Origin of the sequence: Halomonas sp. BC1, assembly GCF_002078135.1 — a bacterium.
GTDB classification, from domain to species: Bacteria; Pseudomonadota; Gammaproteobacteria; order Pseudomonadales; family Halomonadaceae; genus Vreelandella; species Vreelandella stevensii.
Map to the genome: position 1 here is coordinate 134,004 of NZ_LFGS01000006.1, position 15,593 is coordinate 149,596.

General features: G+C 58.3%; 15 protein-coding genes. 7 read left to right on the forward strand and 8 right to left on the reverse strand.

Annotation, left to right across the window (positions count from 1 at the left end):
- Positions 1 to 12: 12 nt before the first annotated feature.
- Both B7L72_RS06265 and B7L72_RS19030 read right to left on the reverse strand, forming a co-directional pair.
- Entirely contained in the window at positions 13 to 453 is a 441-nt protein-coding gene (locus B7L72_RS06265) for an anti-virulence regulator CigR family protein (protein ID WP_446718555.1), read from the reverse strand.
- Positions 454 to 1,050: 597 nt separating this feature from the next.
- Positions 1,051 to 1,455 (reverse strand): pilin, encoded by a 405-nt coding sequence (locus B7L72_RS19030; RefSeq protein ID WP_081193254.1) that lies wholly within the window; start codon positions 1,453 to 1,455, stop codon positions 1,051 to 1,053.
- A 245-nt stretch (positions 1,456 to 1,700) separates the two neighbouring features.
- Between B7L72_RS19030 and pilB the strand changes: the two genes are divergently transcribed.
- The 6 genes from pilB to B7L72_RS06305 are packed head-to-tail and all read left to right on the forward strand — an operon-like array spanning position 1,701 to position 7,337.
- Positions 1,701 to 3,458 (forward strand): type IV-A pilus assembly ATPase PilB, encoded by a 1,758-nt coding sequence (pilB, locus tag B7L72_RS06280; protein ID WP_081193256.1) that lies wholly within the window; start codon positions 1,701 to 1,703, stop codon positions 3,456 to 3,458.
- An 8-nt stretch (positions 3,459 to 3,466) separates the two neighbouring features.
- Positions 3,467 to 4,696, forward strand: a complete 1,230-nt coding sequence (locus B7L72_RS06285) for a type II secretion system F family protein (RefSeq protein ID WP_081193259.1) — start codon at positions 3,467 to 3,469, stop codon at positions 4,694 to 4,696.
- A gap of 41 nt (positions 4,697 to 4,737) precedes the next feature.
- A complete protein-coding gene (locus tag B7L72_RS06290) occupies positions 4,738 to 5,580 on the forward strand; it encodes a prepilin peptidase (protein WP_081193261.1) in 843 nt (280 codons plus the stop codon).
- A gap of 12 nt (positions 5,581 to 5,592) precedes the next feature.
- On the forward strand, positions 5,593 to 6,192 hold the full coding sequence (gene coaE, locus B7L72_RS06295; RefSeq protein ID WP_081193263.1) for a dephospho-CoA kinase: 600 nt from the start codon (positions 5,593 to 5,595) through the stop codon (positions 6,190 to 6,192).
- Positions 6,193 to 6,226: 34 nt separating this feature from the next.
- Positions 6,227 to 6,460, forward strand: a complete 234-nt coding sequence (gene yacG, locus B7L72_RS06300) for a DNA gyrase inhibitor YacG (protein ID WP_081135456.1) — start codon at positions 6,227 to 6,229, stop codon at positions 6,458 to 6,460.
- A gap of 13 nt (positions 6,461 to 6,473) precedes the next feature.
- The gene (locus B7L72_RS06305; protein ID WP_081193265.1) at positions 6,474 to 7,337 is read left to right on the forward strand and encodes a DNA replication terminus site-binding protein; all 864 of its coding nucleotides are present in this window, start codon (positions 6,474 to 6,476) and stop codon (positions 7,335 to 7,337) included.
- A gap of 9 nt (positions 7,338 to 7,346) precedes the next feature.
- Here the strand turns inward: B7L72_RS06305 and B7L72_RS06310 are convergent, their stop codons facing one another.
- Entirely contained in the window at positions 7,347 to 7,676 is a 330-nt protein-coding gene (locus B7L72_RS06310) for a hypothetical protein (protein WP_016913758.1), read from the reverse strand.
- 364 nt (positions 7,677 to 8,040) lie between these two features.
- Here B7L72_RS06310 and B7L72_RS06315 point away from each other — a divergent pair, with 364 nt between their 5' ends.
- Positions 8,041 to 8,880: a helix-turn-helix transcriptional regulator gene (locus B7L72_RS06315; protein WP_081193267.1), complete on the forward strand. Its 840-nt coding sequence runs from the start codon at positions 8,041 to 8,043 to the stop codon at positions 8,878 to 8,880.
- Between the two features lie 122 nt (positions 8,881 to 9,002).
- Here B7L72_RS06315 and B7L72_RS06320 read toward each other — a convergent pair whose 3' ends face one another.
- The 5 genes from B7L72_RS06320 to pheA form a co-directional block, all read right to left on the reverse strand.
- A complete protein-coding gene (locus B7L72_RS06320) occupies positions 9,003 to 9,377 on the reverse strand; it encodes a histone-like nucleoid-structuring protein, MvaT/MvaU family (protein ID WP_039178096.1) in 375 nt (124 codons plus the stop codon).
- A gap of 295 nt (positions 9,378 to 9,672) precedes the next feature.
- A complete protein-coding gene (gene rpsA, locus B7L72_RS06325) occupies positions 9,673 to 11,352 on the reverse strand; it encodes a 30S ribosomal protein S1 (RefSeq protein ID WP_081193269.1) in 1,680 nt (559 codons plus the stop codon).
- Positions 11,353 to 11,536: 184 nt separating this feature from the next.
- Positions 11,537 to 12,226 (reverse strand): (d)CMP kinase, encoded by a 690-nt coding sequence (cmk, locus tag B7L72_RS06330; protein ID WP_081193271.1) that lies wholly within the window; start codon positions 12,224 to 12,226, stop codon positions 11,537 to 11,539.
- Entirely contained in the window at positions 12,216 to 14,504 is a 2,289-nt protein-coding gene (locus B7L72_RS06335; RefSeq protein ID WP_254893765.1) for a bifunctional prephenate dehydrogenase/3-phosphoshikimate 1-carboxyvinyltransferase, read from the reverse strand. Before B7L72_RS06335 ends, cmk begins: the two co-directional genes overlap by 11 nt.
- Positions 14,501 to 15,592 (reverse strand): prephenate dehydratase, encoded by a 1,092-nt coding sequence (gene pheA, locus B7L72_RS06340; protein WP_039178103.1) that lies wholly within the window; start codon positions 15,590 to 15,592, stop codon positions 14,501 to 14,503. Before pheA ends, B7L72_RS06335 begins: the two co-directional genes overlap by 4 nt.
- Between the last annotated feature and the right edge of the window lies 1 nt (position 15,593).

A 15,593-nucleotide genomic window follows, 5' to 3' on the forward strand; every position in this document is an offset into this window, starting at 1 on the left:
GCCAAGAACTCGTTATCGCAGGGCATCTACCAGTATATCTACCACTACCCGCGTAGCGGCTTCGATGAGCACCACGTCTGCCCCGACGCGCTCCCACTCATAGCCCGGGTAGCGTGGCAGCTGCTGTGCAATGGGGCCATCGAAGCGCTTGGCGATCCCCGGCGGCAGCGGCTTGCCCCGCTCCAGGCGGCGCTGTATGCCGGGCGGCAGCGGCTCGGCGCGGGGGGGCTTCGTACTGGCGCAGCAGGCCAAGCAGCTCCCGCTCGTTGATACGCGGCAGATCGATATAGCGCTCCGAGCGCTGCTCACGATCACGGCGATATTCATGGCGATGTTCTTGACGATGCTCACGCCCACCCTGGCCCACCTGCTGCTCCTGGTGGCCACGGGCGCCATGGGCGGGGGCATGTGCAGGTTGAGCACTCGCCAGGCCGTGCCAGCATAGCGTGCCAAGGAGCGCTGCTAGAGGAAGTGATTTCATAATGGGCTTCCGGAAGTTATTGTTGCCTGAAGAAGCCACTAGTGTATGAGGGAATTACGCAGGGAGTGTGTAAAGTTCGCGCACTTGTATGAAGAGCCAGCTTAGTAACGCACCTTCATATCAAGGTGTGACGACGCGCTCGATCATGCCTTGGCTCGTTATGCGAGCCTGAACGCCTGAGCGCTGGGTATCCAGCACAAGCTCCGTGGCCTCGCCCTCGAATACGCCGCGTAAAGCATTCGCAACGGCTAACTGGGTAGGTTGGTTGCTTTCACCCACGAGCGGTATGGCTCAAGGGCATCATCCAGGTGATCCGTCGCCAATACGCGAGTATTACCGAAGGTGCCTAGCTCTTGCTGACAGGCGCTGAAGGCGGAACGGTCCAGGTAAGCCAAGTACGCGGGCCGACTCATTCCTGACAAAAGGGCTATCACCGCTATCATGATTAACAGCTCGAACAGGCTAAAACCGCTGGCTAGAGTTCGCATACAGTACTTCACATGATACAGTGAAAAGGCCGCTCTTGAAGAAGCGGCCTAGTGCGTAATATATCGCCTATCAACTATTAGTTAACCATCACCACCAGTGCCAGCAACAATACGTCCAGTCTCTGTGACCGTTACAACTACTTCACGGCTCCCAGTTGTGACTGTTATTGGGCCGGGGTTCTCTTCTGAAGTACTTGTAAATCGGTCGACAAGTGCTGTCTTATTTGTGCCCTCTTCACACGACTGAAAACTAAAGGCCTCAATTTGTGAATTATCAGCATCGACGGATGAGGCAACAGCCAACGATCGGAAAGAGTTTAGTTCTGCAATACAGGCACTTTGCTCAGAACGATCCAAATAATTTCCGTACTGCGGCACACCCACCGCCGCCAAAATACCAATAATCGCCACCACGATCAGCAGCTCGATGAGGGTGAAGCCCGGCTGCTTGAAGCGGCGGGGTTGGTTGGGTTGGGTCGTTTGCATTGCGGAGTTCCCTTGCGGTGTAAGAGTCATCGTCAGGCCAAATCTTACTGAACATCAGCCTTGATTGCTGATTAAATTAGCTTAACCACCCCCCATTGGCAACCAGCTTTATCTTCCTGACATGCCCCGATAATCGGCCTATTTCACGGTATGGAGCCTGTACGTGGCTGGTACCTCGGGAACAGTAAATATGGTACAACCCTCAGCATTACATTCCGTTTCATTTGCCCGCTGCCGAGTATGCCATGAGCCAACCTGCCCCTGAGTCTACGCTGAGCCATGCTGCCCTGAACGGGGGGCTGCGCGGTATCGCCAAACGGCTGGTCAAGCACGACCTGCTCACCGATGCCCAGGCCACCATTGCGGAAAACACTGCCACTCAGCTGGAAATATCGCTACTGCAACATGTGGTAGACAGCAGCCTGGTGTCTGCCGATGAGGCGGCGGTGGCGGCTGCCTGGGAGTACGGCCTGCCAGTAGTAGACCTGGAAGCCATACGAGTGGCCGCCCTGCCTGCTGCCAGTGACTATCCGGTCAAGATTCTTGAGCGACTGGGTATTTTACCTTTGGCGCGCCATGGCCACCGGTTGACCGTGGCGGTCCCTTACCCCGCCACGCTGACCCAGCTGGACGAGCTGCAGTTTGCTACCGGGCTAAGCGTGGACGGGGTGCTAGCCCCTGCCGATCAGCTACGCGATACGCTCGTACAGTACCTGGCGCAAAACGAACGCAGCATGCTGGACGAGCTTGAGGACGTGGACGATGCCGTCAGTGAACTCAATGTCGTACAGCACGAAGATGGTAGCGAAGCAACGCTGGATAACGCCGCTCAAAGCGGTGAGGACGCGCCAGTCGTCAAGTTCGTCAACAAGATCCTGCTGGATGCCATTAGTCGAGGTGCTTCGGATATTCACTTCGAACCTTATGAAACCCAGTACCGAGTGCGATTTCGTATCGATGGCATGCTGGTGGAGATCGCTCGGCCACCGTTTGCCCTTCGCCATCGCATTGCTGCCCGCTTGAAGATCATGTCACGGCTCGATATCTCCGAGCGTCGCCTGCCCCAGGATGGTGCCTTGAAGCTGCAGCTGTCACGCACCCGCTCGATCGATTTCCGCGTCAACTCGCTGCCCACGGTTTGGGGGGAAAAGGTCGTACTGCGGATCCTCGACCCCACGTCTGCTCAGTTGGGCATCGACCAGCTGGGGTTCACCCCTGAGCAGCAAACCGCTTATGAAAGCGCGCTCAAGAAACCCCAGGGCATGATTCTGGCAACGGGCCCCACCGGTAGCGGTAAAACCGTGACCCTGTATACCGGCATCAATATTCTGAATCAGGTGCAGCGCAATATCTGTACAGCGGAAGACCCGGTGGAAATCAAGGTGTCCGGCATTAGTCAGGTCAACGTATTGCCCAAAATCGGGCTCAACTTTGCCAGCGCCCTACGCGCCTTCCTGCGCCAGGACCCGGACGTAGTGATGGTCGGCGAGATCCGCGATCTGGAAACGGCGGAAATCGCCGTCAAGGCAGCGCAAACCGGGCACCTGGTGCTCTCCACCGTGCATACCAACTCCGCCGCCGAAACCTTGACGCGCCTCGCCAACATGGGGGTGGCCACGTACAACATTGCCAGCTCGGTGAGCCTGATCATCGCCCAGCGGCTGGCGCGCAAGCTATGCAACCAGTGCAAAGCACCTGCCGACATACCCGCCGAGGCGCTGCGCAAGGCGGGCTTTAGCCAGCAGGAGATTCGCCATGCCACCATTTATCAGGCGGTGGGCTGCAAGCAGTGTACCCAAGGCTACAAGGGCCGGATCGGGGTATACGAAGTCGTGCCCATCAGCGACGACATGCGCCAGTTGATCATGCGCGACGGCAACGCCATCGAGATCGACCAGCAGGCCAGACGTGAAGGCCACCCCAGCCTCTATCAAAGTTGCCTTGGCCGTGTGCTGGATGGCAGCACCAGTCTCGATGAAGTCAACCGTATCAGCAAGGAGTAACCCCTCGCATGGCCAAAGCCAAGGCGCGCCGCGCCAAACCGGCCCCGTTGCACCGCTGGAAGTGGTCGGGGAAAGGCCCCCAGGACCGCCCGATGAAGGGGGAGCTGATCGGCAGAACCAGGGCCGATATCGTCGATCAGCTCGCCAGGCAACGGATCGTCGCCGGCAAGATCCAAAAATGCAGCAGCTTCAGCGGCCGAGGCAAGATCAACAAGGTCGATATCATGGTGTTCGCGCGGCAAATGGCCACCATGGTGCGCGCAGGCATTCCCATCCTTCAAGCTCTCCAGGCGGTCTCCGAGAGCCTCAAAAAACCCGCCATGGTGGCACTGACCCAGCAGATCATGGAAGACGTCTCTTCCGGTGACAGCCTCTCTGCAGCCATGGCCAAGCACCCAAAGCAGTTCGATCGCCTGTTCGTCAATCTGGTGGATGCCGGTGAGCAAGCCGGTGCCCTGGACCAGATGCTGGAGCGTATTGCCAGCTACAAGGAAAAGGTCGAATCGCTGAAAAATCGTGTCAAGAAAGCGCTCTGGTATCCCACGGCGGTCATGGCCATTGGGGTCGGGGTCACCATGCTGCTGCTGATCAAGGTGGTCCCGGAGTTCGAGAGCATGTTCCAGGGATTTGGTGCCGAGTTGCCAGCGCTGACACAATTTACCGTCAACCTTTCCGAGATGGCCCAGCGCTACTGGCTGCATGCCATCGGCGGCCTGGTGGGCAGTGTGATGCTGCTCAAGGCCGCGGCTCGGCGCTCTCCAAAACTCGCCTATCGGCTGGATGGCCTGCTGCTCAAGCTGCCGGTGATCGGTGACATCATGCATAAATCGGCGGTATCACGTTTCACGCGGACGCTGGCAACGACCTTTGCTTCCGGGGTGCCGCTGGTAGAAGGGCTGGAAACGGCGGCGGGCGCCGCCGATAATCGTGTTTACATTCAGGCCATCAACGAAGTGCGCCAGGACGTGACTACCGGCCAGCAGCTGCACTTTGCCATGCGCATGACCAATCGCTTCCCTGCGCTGGCAGTGCAGATGGTGAGCATTGGGGAAGAGGCGGGCTCACTGGATGCCATGCTCAACCGAGTGGCCGACTATTATGAAGAAGAAGTCGATAACAAGGTCGATGCACTGACATCGCTGATGGAGCCGCTTATCATCGTGGTCCTGGGCGCCCTGGTAGGCGGTGTCGTGGTCTCCATGTATCTGCCCATTTTCGAAATCGGCACAGCGCTTTAATCGCTCGGCCGTCGACACGCTTATTTCACTTCAGGATCTCCATGGGTTTATCGCCAACCATGCTGCTCGCTATCTCGCTGATGCTGGGGCTGTGCTTCGGCAGCTTCTTGAACGTCGTCATCACCCGGCTACCCGTCATGCTGATGCGTCAGTGGCGCAACGAAGCCCTGGTCGCGCTGGAGCAGCCAGCCGAAGCGCACCCCCGCTTCAACCTGGCATACCCTGCTTCACTGTGCCCTTCATGCCAGCACGCCATTGCCTGGCATGATAACCTGCCCCTACTGGGCTGGTTGAAACGCCGTGGACGCTGCGCCAACTGCCGCACCCGCATTAGCCCCCAGTACCCGGTCGTGGAGCTGATGGGTGGGCTGTTGGCGGTAGCTGTCATGCAGCTGCATGGCCCAACGCTGGCCAGCCTGTTTCTGTACGCGGCCTGCTTGACGCTGCTGGTACTGGCGGTCATCGACCTGCGTACCTATCTGCTGCCAGACATTCTCACTCTACCCCTACTGTGGATGGGGCTACTGTACCAGCTGCTGTTTCAACCGCTGATGCTGCCCAGTGCCGTGATTGGCGCCATGGCGGGTTACTTGATCCTTTGGAGCTTCTACTGGCTGTTCAAACGACTCACCGGCAAGGAAGGCATGGGGTTTGGCGACTTCAAGCTACTGGCAGCGCTGGGTGCCTGGCTGGGTTGGGAAATGCTGCCACTACTACTGATCGTCTCAGCCGGCCTGGGCGCGATCATCGGGCTGACGCTTCAAGCGACGATGCCCAGGCTGCGTGGCCAACCGATGCCCTTCGGGCCTTTTCTCGCCCTGGCGGGCTGGTTAGGGCTTTTGGCGGGCAATGAGCTGATGGCCCTTTATCTCTCACTCTTCTGACCGGAGGCGATGATGATCATCGGATTGACAGGCGGTATCGGCTCCGGCAAGTCGACCGTGGCGCGCGCATTTGGCGAACTAGGGGTGGGCTGGGTAGATGCCGACGATATCGCCCGCGAAATGGTCATGCCCGGAGAGCCAGCGCTGGCGGCGATTGCGCAACGTTTTGGCCAACAGGTGCTCGATGCCGATGGTGGCCTGAACCGCGCCGCGCTGCGTCAGATCGTTTTCAGCGACCCCGAGCAGCGCCGCTGGCTGGAAAGCGAAACCCACCCGCGCATTCGTGAGCGCCTGCAGTTGCGGCTAAAGGCGCTTGCCCTGAACTCGCCTTATGTTCTGTTGGTCTCGCCACTGCTGTTCGAGTCGGGCCAGGATGCGCTGGCGCAACGCACACTGGTGGTCGATGTACCGGAGGAGCTGCAGCGATCGCGCACTTTAGCGCGCGACGGGGTGAGTGAAGCCCAGGTGCGTGCTATCCTCGCCGCCCAGCTATCGCGCCAGGAACGGCTCAGCCGTGCCCATGACGTGATCGATAACAGCGGCAGCCTGGAGCACCTGCAGCACCAGGTCGTCACGCTGCATCGACGCTACAGCACGATAGCGCACGATTGAGTAATGCACGATTGAGTCATGAGAGGAGAGATGCATGAAGAGCGCTGCTAATGACGCCCCCCTGGAAGTCGCCTGCCCACAGTGTGCCGCGCCGGTGGTGTGGAGCACACAGAGCACCTATCGACCGTTTTGCAGCCAGCGTTGCCAACTACTCGACCTGGGTGCCTGGGCCGATGAGTCACACCGTATTTCCGGCGAGTCGGCCATGGATGAAGCGGATATGGACGCTCTGCTGGCCCAGGCGGATCGCGATGCCCCACTCTCCTGAGGCCTGACCCACGATGTCGTCCTCGCCCGCCTACCGCCTGCTGCATGAACTGGATGACCGTTTCGATCAGTTGATGCAAGCCATTGAACAAGCCGTTTCGCTTTATGAAACCCAGCCGTTGCCCATGTGGCGCTTCGATGGCCTCAGCGACCCCGGCTGGCTACGCCGTGCGCTGCTGGACATGTGGCATCAGCAAGCCCAGGATGGGCGTGAAACGCGCAATTACATTGGAGTCATCGCGGCGGACGAAGCACTACTGGAGGCCTTTCATGACGTCAATCATGCCAAACAGGCGATCAGTGACTGGCTCAGGCACATCAAACAGGCCCATCCTACTGCATTGAGCGAAGCCAGGCAGCGGCTCCCTCGCCGTCACCCTGACCTGGACAGCGTGCTGCGTCAAAGCGGGTTGGCCAGGCTACATTTGAAGCAGTGCTGGCGACTACTCCCCATCGCAGAGGCTCCCGTCGCCAGAATTCGCTTTGCCTGGTATACCAGCGGCCGCTCCATCAAACGCATAAGCGTGCAGGAAGCGGAGCAGAAGCTACTGCAACTGGACACCGACGCGCCTCATGTACGCATCCAGTTGCGCAAGTTAGCCAGCCTACCCAGTCAGGAAGTGCTGGCCCAGGTACAGAACCAGGCCCCGCTGATGCGCGCCAACCTTTTCTACACCGAACCGCTGGCAGATGGCCACACGCGACGGGCGCTCAACGTGGCCATGCCCCTTGTGGTCCCTGCGCCAGAGGGGCGTCTACCCGATATCAAAACGCCACCACAAACAGCGCCCATAGCCCGCACCCGCGCAAAGCGACGGGATGAAAAGCTGGAGAGCGAGGTGTTTCTGCCCAGCCTGCGGGTCTTCCGCTACCGTTAGCAGCCCCCTTCACTCACCGGGTATTTCCTCCAACGCCCACACATTGTACTTGAGCAACGTATCGATCAACTCGCGCAACGCCCCTGCCGATTGGTCGTACTCGGCCATCAGCGCATGCAGGCGCTCGCCGAACAGCTCATCACGCCGCTTCTGTTGGTCCGCCTGATCTTCTGCTTCTAGCTCGGCCAAGGAGCGCACCGGAGGGCCGGTGGGAATATCGAAATCACTGTCAGGGTCTTCCAATTGACGCAGCGCCTGGGCAAAGGCGTCATCCAGCTCACGAAACTTGCGTAGCTTTTCACGCTCATCCAGCTGTTTAGAAACCTTGTGATATTTCATTGATGTTTCATCTACACCTTACGAAAAATGGTCGACATGCCTGAGCAACAGGCCATTTTAATCAAAAACTGTGCACAAACGCGTATTCTTTAAGAGCAAACTTGCCTTTGCTACCGCTTGGAAGCATAAAGACAGCAACGCGATGATCTCACCATCGGTAACAATGACTAACCGAACAGGTGATTTATGCTAATACCTTTTACGTCATCGCTGGCAAGGTACGGCCACTCTGTCTATTTCCATGCCCCGGCACGCACTGCCACCAGAGATGGCCTACCAGGTCATGAGTCACCAAACGCACCGGGAGAGTGCACAGGCAGGTCAGTCGCAAGCTACCTGTTGAACCCGCATAGGAGGCCAGATAGTGTTCAATGCAATGTCACGAGCTGAAATCTGGCTACAAGATTCGCTTGATCAACCGCTGAGTATCGAAGATCTCGCCAGGCAGTTGGGATATTCAGCCTCACAGGTACGGCGACAGTTCCGCCAGTGCTTTAACATGTCACCCCGAGCGTATCGGGAGCAGCGCAGACTGGAGCGTGCCGCTGTACTGCTATCGCTGACCCAGCAAAATATAGCGCATATCGCCGCGCAATGTGGCTATGTAAATCACTCATCCTTTTCACGCGCTTTCCAGCGACGCTACCAGCTGTCTCCCAGGCATTATCGCCAGGCTCTCAACGATAGGCATCAACTGAAGCCGCCACTAAAGTCATTTACCACGGATATAAAGCAAGGCAGCCCCCGCCAAGCCGTCTATATGCGTATCTACAAGGCGGCACACGCCATCAGCGGCTTGGGTAATCGTAAGCGCCATACCAACCATCTTCCATGTCTGGAAGCTCAACTCGGCGGTTCTACCCCCGCCGTGGCCCTCCCTGACCTGCTAGCAGACAAAGTATTGGCACTCGACAGCACGACCAAGCAGTATAAACTACGCACCGATATCGGGCTGCATATCGAAAACCAGGCGAGCACCGACAGCGTGGCTTTACCGGTTGAATATCGGCGTATCGATATTCCCTCACAACACTATGCGGTAACGCTGTTTGATGACTTTAGCGAGCTCTCGGATGCGCTGACGGCAACACTGTGCCAACTGCACTACCACCAGAGCCTTTATCACGTTAGCGGGGGCGCACCCCATGTGCTGTGGCGCAAGGGACGTCTGGAACTCAAAGTACCGTTGCAACGCCTGACATAATCACTGTTCAATACAGGGAGAAGGCTGTGAAATTGTGGAGAGCATTACCTGGCCGGGGTGGCAACACTTTGATACTGCTAAAACAAAACCGGCACTTCTGGGGAGAAATGCCGGTTGTTCACTTAATCTTCCAGGCGCACGAGCCAGGATTCGACGGTGTCATCGCCGTGCTCGTCTTTCCAGCTACGCAGGCCTTTGTGGTTACCACCGCGGGTTTCGATCACTTCACCCGTGTTCGGGTTCTTGTAGATCTTCAGGCGGCGCTTGCGGCGAGTAGCAGCAGCCGGTGCCTTGGGAGCGCCACGCTGGTCAGCAGCGGGGTCCAGCAGAGCGATGACATCACCAGGGCGCTTGCCGAACTCGGTCATTAACGCTTCCAGCTTGGCTTTAAACTCGAGCTCACTTTTCAGACGCTGGTCGTTTTCCAAGCGCTGCAGTTCTTCCTGAAGCTGCTTAAGCTGCTGTTCTTTTTGGATGTAATCATTTAACAGAGACATGGGAGGTCCTTTTAGAGTGAAGATAACTACCTTGGCACTGAGCCGGGAAACTCAACACCGACTATTTCAGAATGCGGACACATTATTGCCTTAAATCCACTGATTGACAATAGTCTAGTTGATTTTAGCGCCTTTACTAAACAATTTTATACACTCTAATGCCATTAAAGGCGATGTGACAATTGCGCATACCACTTATAGCAACGCTTGCACCCCCTTAACAACAACCTATTTCAAGCAGACAGAAACAAAAACGCCGCCCCAAAGGGCGGCGTTTTCCGAGACAAGACTAGTATTAGTCCTGGCCCATCTGCTGCTTGATCAGATCACCGATCGTGGTCGGACCACCGGCAGCTTCCGGCTCTTGCTCACGCAGTTTCTTCAGGTTCTGACGCGTGTCGTCCTGCTCTTTGGCCTTGACGGACAGAGCAATCTGACGGCTCTTGCGGTCAACGCTGACGATACGCGCTTCGACGCTGTCGCCTTCGCTCAGTACGTTACGTGCGTCTTCAACGCGGTCAGCACTGATTTCAGAAGCCTTCAGAACCGCGATGACGTCAGTGGCCAGCTCGATGTGAGCTTCCTTGGCGTCAACTTCTACGACGCGACCCGTCACGATGCTGCCCTTGTCGTTGACAGACAGGTATTCGGCAACCGGATCGGAATCCATCTGCTTGATGCCCAGAGAGATGCGCTCGCGCTCAGGGTCAATGGACAGGATAACGGCTTCTGCCTCGTCGCCTTTCTTGAAGTTGCGAACCGCTTCTTCACCGGTTTCCGTCCAGGAGATGTCGGACAGGTGAACCAGACCGTCGATACCGCCTTCCAGGCCGATGAAGATACCGAAGTCCGTGATGGACTTGATGGTACCAGAAACGCGGTCGCCCTTGTTGTACTCGGCGTTGAAGGTTTCCCACGGGTTAGCAGTGCACTGCTTGATACCCAGGGAGATACGACGACGCTCTTCGTCGATATCGAGCACCATGACGTCAACATCGTCGCCCACTTGAACGACTTTAGACGGATGGATGTTCTTGTTGGTCCAGTCCATTTCAGACACGTGAACCAGACCTTCGACACCCTCTTCCAGCTCAGCGAAGCAGCCGTAATCGGTCAGGTTAGTGACCACAGCCTGCACTTTCATACCTTCGGGGTAACGGTCTTTGATGTTGACCCACGGATCTTCACCCAGCTGCTTCAGACCCAGAGAAACGCGGTTGCGCTCACGGTCGAATTTCAGCACTTTGACGTTGATCTCGTCGCCAACGGCAACGATTTCAGATGGATGCTTGATACGCTTCCACGCCATGTCGGTGATGTGCAGCAGGCCATCGACACCGCCCAGATCTACGAAAGCACCGTAGTCGGTCAGGTTCTTGACGATACCCTTGATTTGCTGACCTTCTTGCAGCGTGGCCAGCAGCGCTTCACGCTCGGCGCTGTTTTCGGCTTCAAGCACGGCACGACGCGATACAACGACGTTGTTACGCTTCGGATCCAGCTTGATGACTTTGAAGTCCAGCTCTTTGTTTTCCAGGTGCGCAGTGTCGCGAACCGGACGAACGTCAACCAGAGAGCCCGGCAGGAAGGCACGGATGGAGTCGACGTCGACAGTGAAGCCGCCTTTGACTTTACCGTTGATCACGCCTTTGATGATTTCGTCTTTCTCGAAGGCCGCTTCCAGAATCTTCCAAGCTTCTGCGCGCTTGGCTTTTTCACGGGACAGGCGAGTTTCGCCGAAGCCATCTTCTACGGCTTCCAGCGCAACGTGCACATCGTCACCGATCGCGATGGTCAGCTCACCATTCTCGTCACGGAATTGTGCCGCAGGGATCTGACCTTCGGATTTCAGACCAGCGTTAACGGTAACCCAGTCACCGTCGATGTCGACAACTTGAGCCGCAACGATGGCGCCCGGCTCCATGTTGATGTCGTTAAGGGACTGTTCAAACAGTTCAGCAAAGCTTTCGCTCATGGTTTTCCTACGTGATCAACGTTGTTGAGGCATAACTGCCTTCTCCGTACCACCAGCGAGTACGGGCCTAATGTCATTCAGCTTCTGGAGGTGTTAGCGCTGGTTGGACCTGACCGGGCTCACTAAGATATTACTGTCGCCCTGCCACGTCGTGACACCTTTCCAAAAACGCCGCAAGGGAGAATCAAGCGCCGTCAAACATGCCCCGTTGGGCAAGCAGCTCGGTTAGCCGATCAACCACTTCCGGTATACTCAGGCGCGTGGTGTCAAGCGTGATGGCATCATCTGCCGGCTTGAGCGGAGCCACACTGCGCTGCGTGTCGCGTGCATCGCGTGCCTGAATCTCCTTCAAAAGACTCGACAGACTAGCATCCACCCCTGCTTCCTGCAACTGCAGATGCCGTCTACGCGCCCTTTCCTCGGCACTGGCAGTCAAAAAAATCTTCAGCGGCGCCTCTGGAAACACCACTGTGCCCATATCGCGTCCATCCGCCACCAGGCCAGGGAACTGGCAAAAATCACGCTGTCGCTGCAGCAGCGCAGCGCGTACCTTTGGCAATGCGGCCACCTGGGAAGCACGCTCGCCCGCTTGCTCGGTACGAATGAGCCGACTGACGTCTTCGCCTTCCAGCAGCGTGCGTGGCCGACCCTCTTCCACCGGGAAAGCAACGTCCAGGGTTGCTGCGATATCGGCCAGCGCCGCTTCGTCATCCAACGCCACGTGATGCTTGACGGCCGCCTGGGCCGTCAACCGATAGAGCGCACCGCTATCCAGCAAATGCCAGCCCAGCCGTTCAGCCACCAGGCTGCTGATCGTGCCTTTACCGGCACCGCCGGGGCCATCGATGGTCAGCACAGGAGCGTTAGCGGTCATGGACGCCCTCCACATCGACACGCATACCGATACGCTGAGCCAGCGTCACGAAGTCAGGGAAGGACGTTGCCACGTTGGCGCAATCGTCGATGACGATCTCAGCACCCGCGCGCAGGGAGGCAATCGCAAACGCCATGGCAATGCGGTGATCGCCGAGGCTATCGATGCGGCCACCGCCGTAACTCGGCACGCTCTCGTCACCGTTACCGATGATGTCGATGCCGTCTTCCACGACCGTATGCTCGACACCCAGAATCGCCAAACCATCTGCCATGGCCTGAATACGGTCCGACTCTTTGACGCGCAGCTCTTCAGCTCCGCGCAGCCGCGTGGTGCCTTGTGCATTGGCCGCCGCAATGAACAGCGCCGGGAATTCATCGATGGCGAGCGGCACTTGATCGACAGGAATATCGATACCCTTCAGCGGCGCATAGCGAATACGGATGTCCGCCACGGGCTCACCGCCTACCTCGCGCTGGTTTTCAAGCGTCAGGTCAGCGCCCATCAGGGTCAGAATATTGATGACACCGATACGCGTCGGGTTGATGCCCACGTGCTCCAGCGTGATGTCGGAACCAGGGGTAATGGCAGCGGCGACCAGGAAGAAGGTAGCCGAAGAGATATCGGAGGGCACGTCAATCGGCCCCGCCGTCAGTTGACCGCCTCCCTGCAGCCAGCAGGTGTCGCCCTCGCGAGAAACGGCGTAGCCAAACCCGTTGAGCATCCGCTCGGTATGATCGCGGGTCGGCGCTGGCTCGCGCACGCGGGTCTCTCCCTCGGCGTAGAGCCCTGCCAGCAGCAGGCACGACTTCACCTGAGCACTGGCCATGGGCATATCATAATGAATGCCTTTCAGCGCAGCGCCGCCATGAATTTTCAATGGCGGACGGCCACCCTCTGCCGTGTCGATGGTCGCTCCCATCAGGCGCAGCGGGTCTGCCACACGCCCCATGGGGCGCTTGGTGAGTGACTCATCACCGGTCAATTCGCTATCGAACGCCTGACCCGCCAGCAGCCCGGCAAACAGGCGCATGGCGGTGCCAGAGTTACCTACATACAGCGGGCCTGCCGGCGCCTTGAGGCCGCGCATGCCAACCCCATGAATGGTCACACGCCCCTGGTGCGGGCCTTCGATGGCCACCCCCATTTCACGAAAGGCCTGCAAGGTGGCCAGACTATCTTCGCCCTCCAGGAAGCCCTTGACCTCGGTCACTCCTTCGGCCAACGCGCCAAGCATGATCGAGCGGTGAGACATGGATTTATCGCCCGGCACCCGCAAACGCCCCTGCGCCTGGCCGCCTGGCTGCACGCGATAAGTCACTTGACCGTGTGGTTGCATATGATATTCCGCCTGGTAACTAGTTTTATTCAATAACGTATCAAAATAGTGGCGAGCATGACTGGCCCGATCGAAGGTGGCAATCATCGCATCGCTGTCGGCACTTTCCACCGCCTGACGCAGCCTTTTGAGCCCTGCTTCGAAATCGTCCAGAGAAGAAAGCACGGCGTCACGATTGGCCACGAAAATGTCGCGCCACATGACCGGGTCACTGCCTGCAATACGGGTAAAATCACGAAACCCACCCGCAGCATAGCGGAAGATATCCAGCCGCTCGTCCTGCCGCGCCAGCGTGTCCACCAGTGAAAACGCCAGCAAGTGGGGCAAGTGGCTGGTGCGCGCCAGCACCTGATCATGGCGCTCGACGCTCATTTGCAGCACGTCGGCACCGCAGGCTCTCCACAGGGTTTCTACTCGCGCCAGCGCTACCGGGTCGACATCCGGCTCCGGCGTCAGGATCACTTTGTGATTGACGTACAGCGATGGATTGGCGGCTGCCACACCGCTTTTCTCGGAGCCCGCAATAGGATGACCCAGCACGATATTGGGCATGACACGGCCGAATACGCGCTCGGCGCAGTCACGTATGGTGGCCTTGGTACTGCCTACGTCGGTCATCACGACATCGGGAGCCGCCTGATCGAGAGAACGCGACAGCGTGCTCATCACGCTCTCCATGGCCAGCACCGGCACCGCCAGCACGACCATGGAAACGTCCTTCAAGCAGTTGGCGAGCTCGACACCGCCGGCATCTACCAGCCCCAGTTCGATGCCCAATGCCACTTCCTGCTCATTGGGGTCGCAGGCGACGATCTGGCCAGCGTAGCCCGAGGCACGCAATGCGGCGGCCAACGAGCCGCCGATCAGGCCAAGGCCGACAATCAGAATGCGCGGTTCGACACACGCCACCCGAGGTGCAAGAGAAGGTGAAACCGTCACAGCACACCCTGAGGGTAGGAACCCAGCACCCGCAGTTCAGAGGCGCGCAGGCGAACTTCTTCCAGCACCGCAGCCACCTGGGGCTCGTCACGGTGGCCCTTGAAGTCGATGAAGAAGACGTAGTTCCACACACCGGTGCGCGAGGGCCGCGTTTCGATACGCGTCAGATCGATCTTGTGGCGGTGGAAGGGCTCCAGCAAATCGTGCAGCGCACCGGGCTGGTTACGCATTGCCACGACGATGGAGGTCTTGTCTTCGCCCGACATGGGCACGTCCTGATTGCCAATGATCAGGAAGCGCGTGGAGTTGTCCGGCCGATCTTCGATTTTGTCGGCAATGCGCTCCAGGCCATAAAGCTTGGCGGCCATGTCGCCGGCAATCGCGGCGCTGTGCCACTCGGTTTTCACCAGCTTGGCGGCTTCGGCGTTGGAAGAGACCGGCACCCGCTCGGCATGAGGGTAGTGAGCATCCAGCCACTTGCGGCACTGACCGAACGACTGAGGGTGCGAATAGATGCGTGACACCTTCTCTTGACGCGTGGTTTCACTGATCAAGAGATGGTGGTGAATGCGCAGCACCACTTCACCACAAATCCTGATGGAGGAGTCCATGAACGTGTCGAGGGTGTGATTGACCACCCCTTCGGTGGAGTTCTCGACGGGAACGACGCCATAGTTGACGGCCCCCGCCTCCACTTCCCGGAACACTTCATCGATGGCTGCCATCGGCAGGCTGACGGCGCTTTCACCGAAATGCTTCAACGCGGCCTGCTGGGTGAAGGTGCCTTCAGGCCCGAGATAAGCCACCTTGACCGGCTGCTCCAGCGCCAGGCAGGCAGACATGATTTCGCGAAACAGCCGCGCCATTTCTTCGGAGTCCAAAGGCCCCTTGTTCAACGCCATGATACGGCGCAGCACCTGGGCTTCGCGCTCCGGACGGTAGAACACCGCATCCTTGTCCTGAGCCAGCTTGACGTGAGCCACCTGCTGGGCACAGTTGGCCCGCTCACTGATCAAACGCAGAATATCGCCATCCAGCTGGTCGATACGTTGACGCAAGTCGTCGAGATTGATCGGCGTATCGGACATG

Coding starts and splice junctions, on each gene's coding strand:
- cmk (WP_081193271.1), bottom strand. CDS start 12,226: ATGACCGCTAACGCTCCTGTGCTGACCATCGATGGCCCCGGCGGTGCC.
- coaE (WP_081193263.1), top strand. CDS start 5,593: ATGATCATCGGATTGACAGGCGGTATCGGCTCCGGCAAGTCGACCGTG.
- pilB (WP_081193256.1), top strand. CDS start 1,701: ATGAGCCAACCTGCCCCTGAGTCTACGCTGAGCCATGCTGCCCTGAAC.
- pheA (WP_039178103.1), bottom strand. CDS start 15,592: ATGTCCGATACGCCGATCAATCTCGACGACTTGCGTCAACGTATCGAC.
- yacG (WP_081135456.1), top strand. CDS start 6,227: ATGAAGAGCGCTGCTAATGACGCCCCCCTGGAAGTCGCCTGCCCACAG.
- B7L72_RS06285 (WP_081193259.1), top strand. CDS start 3,467: ATGGCCAAAGCCAAGGCGCGCCGCGCCAAACCGGCCCCGTTGCACCGC.
- rpsA (WP_081193269.1), bottom strand. CDS start 11,352: ATGAGCGAAAGCTTTGCTGAACTGTTTGAACAGTCCCTTAACGACATC.
- B7L72_RS06310 (WP_016913758.1), bottom strand. CDS start 7,676: ATGAAATATCACAAGGTTTCTAAACAGCTGGATGAGCGTGAAAAGCTA.
- B7L72_RS06290 (WP_081193261.1), top strand. CDS start 4,738: ATGGGTTTATCGCCAACCATGCTGCTCGCTATCTCGCTGATGCTGGGG.
- B7L72_RS19030 (WP_081193254.1), bottom strand. CDS start 1,455: ATGCAAACGACCCAACCCAACCAACCCCGCCGCTTCAAGCAGCCGGGC.
- B7L72_RS06320 (WP_039178096.1), bottom strand. CDS start 9,377: ATGTCTCTGTTAAATGATTACATCCAAAAAGAACAGCAGCTTAAGCAG.
- B7L72_RS06305 (WP_081193265.1), top strand. CDS start 6,474: ATGTCGTCCTCGCCCGCCTACCGCCTGCTGCATGAACTGGATGACCGT.